Source organism: Pseudomonas sp. MNR3A, from assembly GCF_009650575.1.
Lineage (GTDB): Bacteria > Pseudomonadota > Gammaproteobacteria > Pseudomonadales > Pseudomonadaceae > Aquipseudomonas > Aquipseudomonas machongensis.
The window spans coordinates 34134-49285 of sequence record NZ_VZZS01000038.1 but is presented as its reverse complement, the minus strand read 5'-3'; the positions used below and the strand labels follow the sequence as shown (position 1 = coordinate 49285).

Genomic DNA, 15152 nt, shown 5'->3' with positions numbered 1-15152 from the left:
GGCCGAGATCCTCTCAGGTTGTTGTCTGTCTACCCTCGAGGATCTGCCCTAACTGCTGGACGAATGTTGATCCAGGACAAGCCGCCGTGACTGAACGGTCGACATCGCAGGCAAACCGCGATGAGCGGCACTCGTTTACCCCAGAAACAACCGATACGCCGGATTGTCCGTCTCATCCCAGTAGCGATAGCCCATGGCCTGCAGCGCCTGGGGCATGAGGGCCTGCTCGTCGGCTGGCACCTCCAGCGCAGCGAATACCCGTGCCTCGGCAGCGCCATGGTTACGGTAGTGGAACAGGCTGATGTTCCAGTTCTGGCCCAGGCGCTCGAGAAAGCCCAGCAACGCACCTGGGCGTTCGGGGAACTCGAAGCGCAGCACCCGCTCGTCGGCGCTCGGCGCAGCATGGCCGCCGACGGTGTGGCGCACATGCAGCTTGGCCAGTTCGTTGTCGGTCAGGTCGAGTACCTCATAGCCCTGGGCCCGCAAGCTGTCCAGCAGGCCCTCGCGCGGGTCGTGCTGCGGATGGGTTTGCACGCCGACGAACAGCCGGGCTTCCTTGCCAGGGTGGTAGCGGTAGTTGAACTCGGTCACCTGGCGCTTGCCCAGGGCCTGGCAGAACGCGCGAAAGCTCCCCGGCCGCTCAGGGATGGTGACCGCGATCACCGCCTCACGCTGCTCACCGAGTTCGGCACGTTCGGCCACATGGCGCAGGCGGTCGAAATTGATGTTGGCCCCGGAGTCGATGGCGACCAGGGTCTGCCCACGAACGCCGTCTCGCGCCACGTACTTCTTGATCCCGGCCACGGCCAGCGCGCCGGATGGTTCGGTGATCGAGCGGGTATCGTCGTAGATGTCCTTGATCGCCGCGCACAGCTCATCGCTGCTGACGGTGATCACTTCATCGACGAAATGCCGGCACAGCTCGAAACAATGGGCACCGACCTGGGCCACCGCCACGCCGTCGGCAAAGGTGCCGACCTGCGCCAGTACCACTCGCTCGCCAACGGCCAGGGCGGCCTGCAGGCAGTTGGAGTCCTCGGGCTCGACACCGATCACCTTGACCTGCGGACGCAGGTACTTCACGTAGGCGGCGATACCCGCGATCAGGCCACCGCCACCGACCGGGACGAAGATCGCATCCAGGGCGCCCGGGTGCTGGCGCAGGATCTCCATGGCCACGGTGCCCTGCCCGGCGATCACGTCCGGATCGTCGAACGGCGGTACGAAGGTCGCTCCCTGGCGGTCGGCCAGTTGCAGCGCATGGGCCAAGGCATGGGGGAAGCTTTCGCCATGCAGCACCACGTTGCCGCCGCGCGAGCGCACACCGGCGATCTTCAGTTCAGGGGTGGTGGTGGGCATGACGATGGTCGCCGTCATGCCCAGGTGCGCTGCGGCCAGCGCCACGCCCTGGGCATGGTTGCCGGCGGAAGCGGTGATCACGCCACGCTCGCGCTGGACCTGGGACAGGCGCGACAGCCGGGTATAGGCACCGCGGATCTTGAACGAGAAGGTCGGTTGCAGGTCTTCGCGCTTGAGCAACACCTGGTTGCCGAGGCTGGTGGACAGCGCCGGGGCCGCCTGCAGCGGGGTTTCGATGGCCAGGTCGTACACGGGCGCTGCAAGAATGCGCCGCACCTGCTCCGACAGCAGTTGCTGGGGCGTGACGGGGGAACGGGGGCTGACGCTCAGATTGCTCATCGATGACTCCTGGGGTTTGCAGATGCCCAGGAGTCGAGAAGAAAAAACCCGCCTCCAGGGCGGGTTTCGGTGCCAGTGCGCGCTAGCCCGCCAATCCGATAATGGCGGTAATAATAATCAGGCCGAAGGTGCGCACAGGCGAGTAGGTATTCATAGCGTAGGAACTTATCCCGCCAAACCGTAGGAAGTCAACATTCAGCATCGCGCCTGTTGCTGTGCCGACAGCGGCACGTCGAAGACCTTGTCAAAGCCCCACTGGAAGACGAAGGCATAGACGAAGAAGAACACGAACAGGGCCAGGTTGGTGAGCAACGCGCTCCACAGGCTGATATCCAGCCAGAACGCCACCAGCGGCAGCAGGATCAGCACCAGCCCACCCTCGAAGCCCAGCGCATGCAGCAAGCGGCGGAACCAGGTACGGGTACGCTGCGCCTGGCGTGCTTCCCAGCGCTCGAAGGCCCAGTTGTAGCCCATGTTCCAGCTCATGGCGATGCCCGACATCAGGATCGAGAGTATCGTCGAATGAGCCATGCCGGCGTCGAACATCAGCGACAGCGCAGGCGCCACGCACGCCACGGCGATGACTTCGTAGAGAATGGCCTGGACGACCTTGCGGGCCTTGCCTTGCATGGAGCACTCCTTGGCGGAAACGGAAGGAGACGGTACGCCGGTTGAGGCACCGGTTCAAGCACAGGAATCGTGTGGGAAAATCGTTAGGCTGCTTTCTTTTATCCCTCGAGCCAGCCATGATTGCTGCACCGCCCGCCCGCGAACACCGCCATGACCGCCCCAGCCCCAACGCCTGTCAGCACCACCGCCCTGACCCTGCAGATCCTTTCGATCGTCTTCTACACCTTCGTCGCCTTCCTGTGCATCGGCCTGCCCATCGCGGTGCTGCCCGGCCATGTACACGACCAGTTGGGCATGGGTGCGGTAATCGCCGGCCTGACCATCGGCTTGCAGTACCTTGCCACCTTGCTCAGCAGGCCCTTCGCCGGTCGCGTGGCCGATAGCCTGGGCGGCAAGCAGGCGATTCGCTATGGGCTGTATGGCATTGCCGGTTGCGGCGTGCTGACCCTGCTGTCGGCCTGGTCCCTCGCCCTGCCCTCGCTGAGCCTGGCGTTGCTGCTGGCCGGGCGTGTGCTGCTGGGGGTCGCCCAAGGCCTGATCGGCGTCGCCACGCTGAGCTGGGGCATCGGCCAGGTCGGTGCCGAGCACACCGCCCGGGTGATCTCCTGGAATGGCATCGCCTCCTACGGCGCCATCGCCATCGGCGCGCCCGCCGGGGTGGTGATGGTCGGCCAACTGAGCTTCGTCGCCCTCGGCCCGGCCTTGCTGGTGATGGCGCTGCTGGCCCTGTGGGTGCTGCGCGGCCGCCCGGACGTAGTAGTGGTGCGCGGTGAGCGCCTGCCCTTCTGGTCCGCCTTTGGCCGCGTTGCACCCTGCGGCATGGGGCTGACACTGGCGTCGATCGGCTACGGCACCCTGACCACCTTCGTCACCCTCTACTACCTGGAGCAAGGCTGGGTTGGCGCGGCCTGGTGCCTGAGCGCCTTCGGCCTGTGCTTCATCGTCTCGCGGCTGTTGTTCGTCAACGCGGTCAACCGCTTCGGCGGCTACAACGTGGCGATCGCGTGCATGGCCACCGAAGTGCTGGGGCTGACCCTGCTGTGGCTGGCGCCTGCACCGGGATGGGCTTTGGTTGGGGCGGGGCTCACCGGCTTTGGCTTGTCGCTGGTGTATCCAGCGCTGGGCGTGGAGGCGATCAGGCAGGTGCCCAGCGCCAGCCGGGGCGCGGGCCTCGGGGCCTACGCGGTGTTCTTCGACCTGGCATTGGGCCTGGCCGGCCCGGTAATGGGCGCGGTAGCCGTGCACCTGGGGTACGCGTCGATCTTCTGCGTGGCAGCGCTGCTGGCGCTGTCAGGGGTGGGTCTGGTCCTGCTGCTGGCCCGCCGCGCCGACCGCCGCTGAACGCTCGGCGGGCTCCGGGGCTCCCAGCGCCTGGCTGAAGAACGCCGCAGCCTCGCTCTGCAGGCCCCGGTGCACCTGGCGACGGTCGATGCCGTCGGCATCCTTGCACAGCACCGCCATGCGCTGGCGCTGTTCGTCGTCGCAGGGTGCCATGAACACGAAATGCCCAGCGCCAGACAACAGACGGTAGTCGGGCGTGACCGGCAACTTGCGCGCCAGGGCGCTGGCGTTACGGTCGACTGCAAGCAACTGGTCCTGGTCGCCGCTGTAGATCAGTGCGGGCACATGCACGCCGGCCAGGGCATGGCGGCCAAACATCAGGCTCAACGGCGCCATCAGCATCACCGCACCGACACGCGGGTCGGACTGCGGGGTCAACTCGCTGCGGTCGGCGATCAACACACCATGGGTCTTGCAGGCATCGGCATCCATCGGCCGTTCCAGGCAATAGTTGCGCAGTCGCTCAAGGTCTGGCTGGGCGCCCGACAGGATCAATGCGGTCTCCCCGCCTGCCGAGTAGCCGATCACGCCAACCTTGCCCTGGCTGAGGTAGGGGCTGAGCAGGTGATCCGCACGCGCAGCCGTGATCGCGGCGCTGACCTGCAAGGGGCGGCCGTAGAGGTTGCTGAGCTTGCCCAGCCGACTGTGGTCACGAAGGTTGTCGCCCGGGTGGGTGACGGCCACCACCACGAAGCCCTGGCGGGCCAGCGAGGTCGCCAGGTCGTGCAACGCCACCGGGGTGCCGGTATTGCCATGGGAGACCACCAGCAGCGGGAACTGGCCCATGGCGACCGGCGCCTCTTCGGCCACCCGCAGGGTGTAGCCTTCGATGCGCGTAGGCCGCGCCGGGCTGCTGCTGGGATAGAACACCAGGGCCTGCATGGGCTGGGCGTCCACCGGGTCGGCAAGCGTGAGGCGATGCAAGCCGGCCACCCAAGGTGAAGCCTCGGCACGGGCCAGCAGGCCGCCGAGCAGGAGCAACGTCAACAGGGCACGGGTTTTCATCGCGAGCATCTCTCCCCTCGAGGCGGACGAGTAGCATAAGCATAGAAGCTACGCGATGGACGACAGATGAAACATCCATGAAAAAGCCGGCGGTCGCACAAGGCGACAGCCGGCTTTTTCGGGGTTCGATCAGGCTGCGGCGAACAGCTCGTTGGCAATCTGCGCCTGGGCAGCGTCGATGGCCTTGCTGCGATGCTCGGGGCCATACGCCAGGCCGTGGGCGCGGACGATTTCCAGGTCGGTGATGCCGATGAAGCCCAGGAACACCTTGAGGAAGTCTTCATGGCCGACACCGCTTGGCTGGCCCTGGTGCAGGCCACCGGCAGTGGACACCAGCACGACTTTCTTGTCGCCGCACAGGCCTTCCGGGCCCGCTTCGGTGTAGCGGAAGGTCTGACCGGCGACGGCCACGCGATCGATCCAGGCCTTGAGCTGGGTGGGCACGGTGAAGTTGTACATCGGAGCACCGATGACCACGGCGTCGGCGGCGAGGAACTCGGCCAGGGTTTCGGCACTCAGGCGGGCTTCGTGGGCCAGGGCGGCGTCACGGGCTTCTTCGGGGGTGCCGGCGGCGACCAGGGTCGCGGCCGAGAAGTGGCTGATGGCATCGGCAGCGAGGTCGCGGTAGATGACTTCGACGCCAGGATCGGCGGCCTTCCAGGCCTCGACCACTTCGCGGCTCAGCTGGCGGGAGGCGGAATTGTCGCCCAGGATGCTCGAATCGATGTGCAACAGTTTCATGGGACTCTCCTGTGAATGAAGACCGCGACTGTGGGCGATCACGATGGAGAGAATCCTACACAGGCGACGAATAGCTGATTAGTCGGCAAAAATGCGTTAGTTTGTTCCACTGATGGAACAGTGAGATATCCATATGCAAGACCTCAACGACCTCTTCTACTTCGCCCGAGTGGTCGAGGCCGGTGGCTTCGCCGCCGCCGGGCGCCAGTTGGGCATCCCCAAGTCGCGCCTGTCGCGGCGTATCGCGGAACTCGAGGAGCGCCTGGGCACGCGCCTGCTGCAGCGCACGACCCGGCAACTGAAGCTGACCGCCGTCGGTGAACGTTACCTGCACCACTGCCAGGCCATGCTGCTGGAGGCCGAGATGGCCGACGAAGCCGTCGCCAGCATGACCAGCGAGCCGCGTGGACGCCTGCGGGTGTCTAGCCCGGTAGCCCTGGCACATGCCTTTTTACCCGACATCATCAGCCGTTTTCTCGCCCAGTACCCGCTGGTCCAACTGGAGATGGTGCTGCTCAATCGCCGTGTCGACCTGATCGCCGAGGGTATCGATGTGGCGCTGCGGGTGCGCGACCTGGGGGACGAGGACCCGGCCCTGGCCACCCGCCGCCTGCGCCAGGCGCAGATGTACTTGGTGGCAGCACCTGGATTCGCCGACGGGCTCGAGCACCCGTCGCAATTGGTGGGGCTGCCGGTGCTGGGAGCGGCGGATGCCGATCGCCTGGTGCACTTTCGCCTCATCGGGCCTGGCGGTGAGGAGCAGGAGATCGCCCTGGAACCGCGCCTGACCATCGATGACTTCGTTGTGCGCAAGGCCTCGGCCCGCGCAGGCCTGGGCTTCACCGCCCTGCCAAGCAACTATTGCGAAGAAGAACTGCAAAGCGGTGAACTGGTGCACCTGCTGCCGGAGTGGTCACTGCCAGGGGGTTACCTGCAGGCAGTGTATCCGCACCGACGTGGTGTGTTGCCTGCAGTGCGGGTATGGATCGATCACCTGGCGGCCTCGTTCGAGGCCTGTGGAGAGCGTTATGTCTGAACGACGCATGAGCCCCGAGCAGGTGGCAGCGTTCTGCCTGAGCCTGCCCGGCGCGCGGGAGGATTACAAATGGGGCGGAATCCGGGTGTTCTCGGTGGCCGGCAACAAGATGTTCGCCGTGCTTGACCTGCCGGGAGCAGGCTTGATGTTCAAGGTCGCCGACGAGCTGTTTCTCGGTTATTGCGACCGTCCCGGCGTACGGCCGGCGCCTTATCTGGCGAGGGCGCGCTGGATCAGCATGCTGCCTCCCTACCCCATGGGCCGGGAGGAACTGACCGATCTGCTGCAGCGTTCGCACCAGCTGGTGGTGCGACGCTTGCCCAAGCGCTTGCAGGTGGGCTTGTTGGCGGATTGAGGATTGCGTGGCGCTCGCTCAGCCCATCAATCCCAGCCAGCGCCCACCCAGCACCAGGCGATCCAGCCAGAACACCTGGTGCAACGCGACGATTGCCCAGAACACCATCTGGTACGACAGCTTGCGGGTCTTGTGCCGGAACAGTTGCTGCGCGAGCAAGGCCCCCGGCCAACCACCGAGCAGCTCGCTGGCGTGGAGGATTTTCTCGGGCGTACGCCAGGCCTGGGTGCGGGCCTGCCGCTTGTCCTGCCAGTACAACAACAGGCAGATCAGGCTGGCCGCCGGATACAGCGCCAGGGGCAGCCAGGACTGGCCGCTCCAGGCCATCTGCGCCACCCCCACGCCCGGTAGCAGGCACAAGACCAGCAGCACCAGCAACTTCAGGCGCAGGTTGCGCACGCCCTCGCCTGCCTGGCCAGCGTCGCGCCGCCCGGCACTTTGCCCACGTGCCATCAGCCGTGCGCCGTGGCCCAGTCAACCCAGCCGAACTGCCAGGTCGCCAGGATCAGCAGGCCGAAGGCAATGCGGTACCAGGCAAAGACCGCGTAGCTGTGGTTGGCGATGAACTTGAGCAACGCACGCACCGCGATCATGGCGAAGATGAACGACACCACGAAGCCGATGGCGAACACCGGCAGGTCGGCCGGCTGGAACAGGTCGCGGTACTTGTAGCCCGAATACACCGCGGCACCGACCATGGTCGGCATCGCCAGGAAGAACGAGAACTCGGTCGCGGCCTTGCGGGACAGGCCGAACAGCAGGCCGCCGATGATGGTCGAGCCCGAACGCGAGGTCCCCGGGATCATCGCCAGGCACTGCACCAGGCCAACCTTCAGTGCATGGGACCAACGCATGTCATCGACATGGTCGACCTCGATACGGTGATCGCGGCGCTCGGCCCAGAGCATGATGAAGCCCCCCACCACCAATGCCACCGCCACGGTGATCGGATTGAACAGGTACTCATGGATCAGGTCGGCGAACAGTACGCCAAGCACTACCGCCGGCATGAAGGCGATCAGCAGGTTGGCCGTGAAGCGCCGCGCCCTGGGCTGGCTCGACAGGCCGAATACCACTTCGAAAATCTTGCTGCGAAACTCCCACACCACCGCCAGGATCGCGCCCAGCTGAATGATGATGTTGAACGCCATCGCGCGCTCGCCGCCAAAATCGATCAGGTCGGCCACGATGATCTGGTGGCCGGTACTGGAAATCGGCAGGAACTCGGTCAAGCCCTCGACGATACCCAGGATGATTGCCTGGAAGGCACTCCAAAAATCCATCAACTCCCCCAATGGACACTGCTCCTGGCAGCACCCTAGTTCTTTTCGATTACAAATATTCACCGCACGCGCGGCGACGCGTGTTTTACAGCCTTCGTTAGTCACAACACCAGCGAAAAAGTGCGCGGCGGCTAAAGGTTTCATCTTGCGCGGCCGAAATCCTATCAGAGGCCCCGCACGAAGGCTTGCGCGGGATGCAACATGGATTGTCGAGCCCGGCACTTAGCCGTTGGTCGACTGGGTTGCCGGCATCCGGTCATGGTTGGATGCTGCTCATATAAAAAGAACAAGACATGGAGTGACCTTTTGATGAAGACCTTGAGATCGATGTCGATCAGCCGTCGTCTGTGGCTGATCCTGCTCGTGGCCGTCGCCATGCTGTTGGTCCTGGGGCTGCTGATGCTGCGCCAGATCCATGGCGACCTGTACCAGGCCAAGGCGCAGAAGACCCAGCACGTGGTCGAGACTGCCGTGGGCGTGCTCGCCTATTACCAGGGGCTGGAGGCCGCCGGCAGCCTCGATCGGCAAAGCGCCCAGCAGCAGGCGCTGCAGGTGGTGCGCAGCCTGCGCTACGACAAGGATGACTATTTCTGGATCAACGACCTGCAACCGAAGATGGTCATGCATCCGGTCAACGCCAAGCTCGATGGCCAGGACCTGTCGGCGATCCGCGATCCTGACGGCTTTGCCGTGTTCAACGAGATGGTGACCCTGGCCAAGGCCCAGGGCGCAGGTCCGGTCAACTACCGCTGGCCCAAGCCCGGCGCCAGCGAGCCGGTGGCCAAGACGTCCTATATAGAACTGTTCAAACCCTGGGGCTGGATCATCGGCTCGGGAGTCTACGTCGACGACGTCCAGGACGAATTCGCCCGCCAGGTCCGCGAGGCCTCGCTGGTCGGGCTGGTCATTGCCCTGGTGATGGGGCTGGTGGTGTGGCTGATCGCCCGCAGCATCGCCCGTCCGCTGCACGAGGCGGTGCAGGCCATGGGCAACATCGCCAGTGGCGAGAGCGACCTGACCCGCCGCCTGGACACCCACGGACGCGACGAAATCACCCACCTGGGCGAGTACTTCAACCGCTTCAACGGCAAGCTGCAGGGCGTGGTCGGCCAGTTGCAGGGCACAGCCCATGCCTTGGCCCAGTCTGCCGGGCACGTCGGCGACAACGCCGGCAGCGCCCAGCAGCGCAGTGCCCAGCAATCCTTGCAGATGGACCAGGTGGCCACGGCGGTCAACGAGGTCACCTACGCGGTGCAGGATGTGGCGAAGAATGCCGAGCAGGCGGCCGTGGAAATGCGCGCCGCGCAGCAGCAGGTCGGTCAGGGCCAGCAGGCGATCCATGGCAGCCTGCAGCAGATCGACCGGTTGTCGGCGACCATCGATCAGGCCCAGGGGGTGATCCGCGACCTGGCCGGGCACAGCACCAAGATTGGTGGCGTACTGGAAGTGATCCGCTCGATCGCGGAGCAGACCAACCTGCTGGCCCTCAACGCCGCCATCGAGGCCGCCCGCGCTGGCGAGCAGGGCCGCGGCTTTGCCGTAGTCGCCGACGAGGTACGCCTGCTGGCCCAGCGCACGGCGCAGTCCACTGCCGAGATCCAGACCATGATCGAGCATCTGCAGGGCCAGTCGGATGCCGCCGTCCGGGCCATCGACACCAGTAGCGAAGCATCGCGCCAGACCGTCGAACAGGCCCGCGACGCCGGCACCAGCCTTGCAGCCATCGAACAGGCACTGCATACCCTGGCAGCGCTGAACACCTCGATCGCCAGCGCCACCCTGCAGCAGTCCCATGTGGTCGAGGAAATCAACCGCAACGTGCTCGACACCGCGGGCCTTTCGCAACAGACCGCCGAGGCGGCGCGCCAATCCAGCGATGCCGGTGTTGCCCTGGCACGCCTGAGCGAGGAGCTCGAGCAGTTGTTGCGTCAATTCAGAGTCTGACCTCTAGGGGGCGCTACGGCGCCCCTTGTTGCAGAGATTCACCTTCCCCTGCCCTCAAGCTACAATCGCGCCCTTTCCCTTCCGAAGGATCGCCGATGTCCGGCCTCGAACTCTTCGCCGCCGCGCTCGGCGTCATCGCCGTCTGGCTCACGGTCAGGCAGAACATCTGGTGCTGGCCGATCGGCCTGGTGATGGTGCTGCTCTACAGCTGGATCTTCTACGACGTGAAGCTGTATTCGGACATGCTCCTGCAAGTGGTCTATGCCGTGCTCAACCTCTATGGCTGGTGGCAATGGACGCGGCCGGACCGCGTCGAGGACGCGCGCCGGGTATCACGCCTGGACACTGCCACGGTGCTGCGCGGACTGGGCTTGGGCCTGCTGGCGAGCGCCGCCCTGGGGGCCGCCATGGCCCACTGGACCGACGCCGCCCAACCCTGGCTGGATGCAGCGCTGACCGGGTTCAGTCTGGTCGCGCAGGTGTGGATGGCACAGAAACGCCTGCAATGCTGGGCGTTGTGGTTCGTGGTCGATGTGATCTTCGTCGGACTGTTCCTGTACAAGGGCTTGTACCTGACCGCCGCGTTGTACGCCCTGTTCACCCTGATCGCCGTGCGCGGTTGGCTGGAGTGGCGGCGCGATCCGGCGCTGGCCGGCGCATGAAGGTCCTGGTCCTGTGCGGTCCTGAATCCAGTGGCAAGAGCTGGCTCAGTGGCGAGATCCAGCACCGTTTCGGTGGCATCACCGTCGGCGAATACGTACGCCATTTCATCGACACCGAGCAGCGCGATACCTGCTACGCCGATATCCCGGCCATCGCCCGCGGGCAACTGGCCTGGGAGGACGAGGCGCGGGCAGCCTCGCCTTCGCTGCTGATCCTCGATACCCACCTGCTGAGCAACATGTTGTGGAGTCGCGTGTTGTTCGGCGACTGCCCTGCATGGCTGGAACAAGCGCTGCTGGCCAGGCACTATGACCTGCACCTGCTGCTCAGTCCCGAGGGCGTGGAATGGATTGGCGATGGCCAGCGCTGCCAGCCGCGGCTTGAGGAGCGCCAGGCGTTCTTCGATGACAGCCTGCACTGGCTACAACAGCATCGCCAGCCACTGCGGGTCATTGACGGGGACTGGCAGCAGCGCCGCGATGACGCGCTGGCGGCGGTGGCCGAACTCCTGGGGTGAGCCCAGCGGCCCCTCAGCAAGGCGGGACTGTTAACTCACTGATACACCCAATCGCCATCAAACCCCTATTGCCGGGGCCTTCCCCACACTTTCGGGGGAACTGTCACAGCGCTGATACACCCCCTGCGCACCCCGCCAGATCGCCCGTGCTTCGGCCCTTGACGGGCGGCGACCCGGCACCTTGTATCAACGCTGATACAGCAGAAAACCGGCACTGCCACCCCCCTCGCACAACCCACTGATAAATCGGCAAAAAGCAAAACCGGCACGGCTTTCGCTCTCTGTTCTGGCAACGCTCAAGGGCCAGCGCACAGAAAGGGAGCACCGCCGTGGGGAACCAGCACAACACACTGCCTGCACTGCTCGTTCTGGCTTGCCTTGCCGCCACATCGATTGCACCGCCGGTCCTCGCTGGCGGCAACGGGGTGATCGTCCTCAACCGCGATGTCCAGCCGCGTCAGGCTGATCGCCGAACCGGCACGCCAGACCCCTACCCGACCACCGCCAACACCAACGAGTCGGCACGCATCCAGGCCCAGACCAACAACGAACTGACCGATGGCGACTTCGCCAGCGTCGCCAGCGGTTCGACCGTCAGCCGCATCTTCCAGCCCGACAACTCCGGCAATCTGCGCGGCATGGGCACCGCCCAGTCGCAATTGCCCGGCATGCCCGGCGGTTCCGGTGCAGGGGCGTCCGGCGCCAACAGCATCTCCAACACGGTCAACCAGAACGTTCAGCGCGGCATGGCGCCGCTGCAGATCCTGACCCGGGGCCAATGATCATGCAGACCCTCAACCTCTCTCTGCTGTGCCTGGCCCTGGGCTGCAGCGCCAGCGCCTTCGCCGGCTCCCCTGTGGTCGACAACGCCACCCTCGACGCCAGTGGCCGCGCCTACCAGGGCAACCTCAACATCAACCAGGCCGCGGGTGACGCCCTGCAACAGGCCAACGTGAAAGCCATCGCCATCGGCACCGAAGGCCAGGCCAGCACGCAGATCCGCCAACGCAACGACTTTCGCGCCAACAGTGCGCTCGACGCCCACGCCAGCATCAATGGCAATGCCTTCAGCAACGGCAACGGCATGCTGGGCATCAACCAGTCGGCGGGCGCCGCCACGCAGCAGGCCAACGCGGTGCGCATCAGCATCAGCGCAATTGCACAGAGCATCGACGACAGCATTCTCAGCCAGCAGAACGTCTCGCTGGCCAACAGCTCCGACGCAACTGATCACACACCCGGCAGTCGCCAGGTCACGACCAGTGACCAGGCCTTCACCGGCAGCCGTGGCGTGATCCAGTTGAATCAGAGCGCCGGGGTGGGCAACCGAATGGCCAACACCCTGAGCGTCCGGGTCGCAGATTGACCCGATCAGCAACACAACACTTAACAACGAAAATATAAGCGGAGAAACACCATGAAACCAAAAATGGCACTCAAGCCTCTGGTATTCGCCCTCGCTGCGGTCATGGCAGTTGCTGCACAAGCCGGCGGCCGTGGCAACGACAACCACGGCGGCCACAACAACGGCCATAACAACAACGAAAGCCTGCTGCTGTCCCTGCTGGTGAACGCCGGTTCTGCCGCCACCGTTCTGGACACCCAGAACAACTCCGGCAACCGTGTGCTGAACCAGGGCACCCGCAACGATGCCCGCATGGACAACTCGGCCAACGGTTCCCAAGGCAACCTGGGCGCCAACGTCGCAGCCGGCGACGGCAACCAGCAGGACAACGTTGCCGCGATCGCCACCGCCGATGAGAACTTCATCTTCGGCAGTGCCGTGGCCATGGCTCAAGCCACTCAGACCAACAGTGGCAACACCGTCAAGAACTACTCGACCTCCAACAACGCCAACCTCACCGGTTCGGCCAACGGCAGCTCCGGCAACATCGGCATCAACGTGACCGCCGGGGACTTCAACCAACAGAAAAACAACATGGCCATCGCCGTGTCCGGCGGCCGTGTCGCTGCCGCCACCGGTGCAGCCAACCAGAACGTCGGCGGCCTGAACGTCACCAACAAGGCCGACCGTACCTACAGCAAGGAAACCCTCACCTCCACCTTCGCTGCCTACGGCCACTACCAAGGCAATGGTTACGGCTACGTCGAAGACGAAAGCAGCCGCGATCGCCATGGCAACACCCATGTCGACAAGGACCCGCTGAAGTTCCACGAAGAAGGCACCTTCGGCCTGGCCGGCGTTGCCTCCTATCAGGTCCTGACCCCCACCGGCTGGCGCAACCCTGTGACCAACAACGCCAACCTGAGCAACTCGCTCAATGGCGTGTCGGGCAACGTCGGCGCCAACGTCTCGGCCGGCAGCGGCAACCAGCAGACCAACTCGCTGTCCATCGCCGCAGGTTGCAAAGCCTGCATGTAACAGCAGCCGATCGGGGCCCTTCGGGGCCCCTTTCCCTGTCTCTACCCGGTGGAGAAGGTCATGCGCATTGTCCTGCTTGCCACACTCATGTTCCTGGCCGGTCTCGTAGAAGCGGCACAGATGCCGATTGCCGCCTTGCCAGGCGGCACCCTCGTCTACAAGCCGGTGCAGAGCCTGCGTGAGCGGCGCTTCGCCGACCTTGTGCAACAGAAGACCGATTTCAGCTGCGGCGCCGCCGCCCTGGCCACCGTCCTCAAGCAGGCCTACTGGCTCGACGTGGACGAACACCAGGTCATCGAAGGCATGCTCGCCCATTCCGACCAGGACACCGTCAAGGTGCAGGGATTCTCCATGCTCGACATGAAGCGCTACGTCGAAAGCATCGGCATGCGCGCCCGGGGCTATCGGGTCGAACCCGACACCCTGGAAAAGGTGAGCATTCCGGTGATCGTGCTTATGGACATCCGTGGCTACAAGCACTTTGTGGTGCTGCAGCACATCGACAAGGGCTGGGCCTATATCGGCGACCCTGTCCTGGGCCACAAACGCTACAAATTCGATGATTTCCTCAAAGGCTGGAACGGCATCATCTTCGCCGTCATCGGCCCCGGCTACGACAAGGCCAACGCCCTGCTCGACCCGCCGGCACCTCTGACCGCGAAGAACCGCGTCAACGGTTTCTATCCGGTAGAAGACGCGCAACTGATGGAGTTCGGTTTCATCCAGAGCGATTTCTTCTGACGATTACAAGGGGCACGAAGTCCCGGGGAGCAGCGATGAAGACTACCACCTGGCTGGTCGCAGCATGCCTGGCTGCCAGCCTCCCCGCCCACGCCCAGGTGTTCAAGCCCATCGAGGTCAAGGACCAGGAGCTTGCCCAACTGCGTGGGAAGTACGTGATGCCGGGACGGATCATCAGTTTCGGTGTCGTCATGAGCAGCACCTGGCAGAACGCCGCCGGTGATCGCATCGGCGCCACGACGACCCTGCAGGTCCAGCAGAACGTGATCAAACCGCAGTTTTACGTGTCGATGACCGGCGAGAACGGCTCGGGCAACGCCCCTGGCCGCGGCAATGGCCTGGTCAACGGCGGCGCAGGCCTGGTCAACACTACCCAGGGCGTGACCCAGTCGGTGCGCGCGGCCGGCGACAACAACAGCGCCTATAACGATGTCGCCATCAATGTCCGCGAGGCCAGCCAGGTCGCTGATGCCGGCGTACCGCAAGGCCAGGTCCTGGCCGCAGGCACCACCCTGAGCACCAGCAACAACGCCGGCACGCTCAGCGTCTCGAACAGTGGCAGCGGGATCCAGATGGCCATCCAGGCCAACAACAATCAAGGGCAAAGCCTGCAACGCCTGGCCGATGGTGGGCTGCTCCAGGCCACCACCTTGCTGGGCGGCAGCAACGCCGTCAGCAACCTGACACAGCTCAATGTGGTGCTGCGCGACAACCTGCCTTCGGCAGGTGCGCTGAACTGCAATCTTGATCAACTCAAGGGCCTTCGTGTTTCAGGATATTGATCTACGCTTCGTCTCAATCATCGCAGTTGGAAG

At 64.6% G+C, this 15152-nt stretch carries 17 protein-coding genes and 1 pseudogene; 12 read left to right on the top strand and 6 right to left on the bottom strand.

The genetic code is table 11. The features are described from left to right. Positions 1-135: 135 nt before the first annotated feature. Positions 136-1698 (bottom strand): threonine ammonia-lyase, biosynthetic, encoded by a 1563-nt coding sequence (ilvA, locus tag F6X62_RS23955; RefSeq protein ID WP_153774908.1) that lies wholly within the window; start codon positions 1696-1698, stop codon positions 136-138. A 195-nt stretch (positions 1699-1893) separates the two neighbouring features. Further along, entirely contained in the window at positions 1894-2328 is a 435-nt protein-coding gene (locus tag F6X62_RS23950; protein ID WP_054893942.1) for a PACE efflux transporter, read from the bottom strand. A 150-nt stretch (positions 2329-2478) separates the two neighbouring features. Between F6X62_RS23950 and F6X62_RS23945 the strand changes: the two genes are divergently transcribed. Next, entirely contained in the window at positions 2479-3669 is a 1191-nt protein-coding gene (locus tag F6X62_RS23945; RefSeq protein WP_063544484.1) for an MFS transporter, read from the top strand. Here F6X62_RS23945 and F6X62_RS23940 read toward each other — a convergent pair. Beyond that, entirely contained in the window at positions 3619-4674 is a 1056-nt protein-coding gene (locus F6X62_RS23940; protein WP_153774936.1) for a dienelactone hydrolase family protein, read from the bottom strand. The two genes, F6X62_RS23945 and F6X62_RS23940, sit on opposite strands and share 51 nt — an antisense overlap. A gap of 129 nt (positions 4675-4803) precedes the next feature. Beyond that, positions 4804-5415: an FMN-dependent NADH-azoreductase gene (locus tag F6X62_RS23935; RefSeq protein WP_153774907.1), complete on the bottom strand. Its 612-nt coding sequence runs from the start codon at positions 5413-5415 to the stop codon at positions 4804-4806. A gap of 133 nt (positions 5416-5548) precedes the next feature. Here F6X62_RS23935 and F6X62_RS23930 point away from each other — a divergent pair, with 133 nt between their 5' ends. Together F6X62_RS23930 and F6X62_RS23925 are read left to right on the top strand one after the other, a co-directional pair. After that, the gene (locus F6X62_RS23930) at positions 5549-6451 is read left to right on the top strand and encodes a LysR substrate-binding domain-containing protein (RefSeq protein WP_153774906.1); all 903 of its coding nucleotides are present in this window, start codon (positions 5549-5551) and stop codon (positions 6449-6451) included. Continuing rightward, the gene (locus F6X62_RS23925) at positions 6444-6806 is read left to right on the top strand and encodes an MmcQ/YjbR family DNA-binding protein (RefSeq protein ID WP_054893937.1); all 363 of its coding nucleotides are present in this window, start codon (positions 6444-6446) and stop codon (positions 6804-6806) included. Before F6X62_RS23930 ends, F6X62_RS23925 begins: the two co-directional genes overlap by 8 nt. A gap of 18 nt (positions 6807-6824) precedes the next feature. On the opposite strand, the gene F6X62_RS23920 is transcribed toward F6X62_RS23925, so the two are convergent. Continuing rightward, on the bottom strand, positions 6825-7259 hold the full coding sequence (locus tag F6X62_RS23920) for a DUF1294 domain-containing protein (protein ID WP_054893936.1): 435 nt from the start codon (positions 7257-7259) through the stop codon (positions 6825-6827). Further along, entirely contained in the window at positions 7259-8089 is an 831-nt protein-coding gene (locus F6X62_RS23915) for an undecaprenyl-diphosphate phosphatase (RefSeq protein ID WP_153774905.1), read from the bottom strand. Before F6X62_RS23915 ends, F6X62_RS23920 begins: the two co-directional genes overlap by 1 nt. A gap of 201 nt (positions 8090-8290) precedes the next feature. Between F6X62_RS23915 and F6X62_RS25740 the strand changes: the two are divergent. The 9 genes and pseudogenes from F6X62_RS25740 to F6X62_RS23875 all read left to right on the top strand — a co-directional run. Next, positions 8291-9160 (top strand): annotated as a pseudogene (locus F6X62_RS25740) (cache domain-containing protein); the annotation flags it as partial. A gap of 138 nt (positions 9161-9298) precedes the next feature. Beyond that, positions 9299-10033 carry a methyl-accepting chemotaxis protein gene (locus tag F6X62_RS25735; RefSeq protein ID WP_371926329.1) on the top strand — a complete coding sequence of 245 codons (735 nt, stop codon included), beginning with the start codon at positions 9299-9301 and terminating at the stop codon, positions 10031-10033. A 95-nt stretch (positions 10034-10128) separates the two neighbouring features. Beyond that, on the top strand, positions 10129-10695 hold the full coding sequence (pnuC, locus tag F6X62_RS23905) for a nicotinamide riboside transporter PnuC (RefSeq protein WP_054893933.1): 567 nt from the start codon (positions 10129-10131) through the stop codon (positions 10693-10695). Further along, entirely contained in the window at positions 10692-11213 is a 522-nt protein-coding gene (locus tag F6X62_RS23900; RefSeq protein WP_153774903.1) for an AAA family ATPase, read from the top strand. Before pnuC ends, F6X62_RS23900 begins: the two co-directional genes overlap by 4 nt. A gap of 329 nt (positions 11214-11542) precedes the next feature. Beyond that, positions 11543-11995 carry a hypothetical protein gene (locus tag F6X62_RS23895; protein ID WP_153774902.1) on the top strand — a complete coding sequence of 151 codons (453 nt, stop codon included), beginning with the start codon at positions 11543-11545 and terminating at the stop codon, positions 11993-11995. A 2-nt stretch (positions 11996-11997) separates the two neighbouring features. Continuing rightward, on the top strand, positions 11998-12579 hold the full coding sequence (locus tag F6X62_RS23890; protein ID WP_153774901.1) for an adhesin: 582 nt from the start codon (positions 11998-12000) through the stop codon (positions 12577-12579). Positions 12580-12630: 51 nt separating this feature from the next. Then, positions 12631-13596 carry a hypothetical protein gene (locus tag F6X62_RS23885; protein WP_054893930.1) on the top strand — a complete coding sequence of 322 codons (966 nt, stop codon included), beginning with the start codon at positions 12631-12633 and terminating at the stop codon, positions 13594-13596. A gap of 60 nt (positions 13597-13656) precedes the next feature. After that, a complete protein-coding gene (locus F6X62_RS23880) occupies positions 13657-14337 on the top strand; it encodes a C39 family peptidase (RefSeq protein ID WP_153774900.1) in 681 nt (226 codons plus the stop codon). Positions 14338-14372: 35 nt separating this feature from the next. After that, the gene (locus F6X62_RS23875) at positions 14373-15119 is read left to right on the top strand and encodes a hypothetical protein (protein ID WP_054893928.1); all 747 of its coding nucleotides are present in this window, start codon (positions 14373-14375) and stop codon (positions 15117-15119) included. Positions 15120-15152 lie beyond the last annotated feature (33 nt).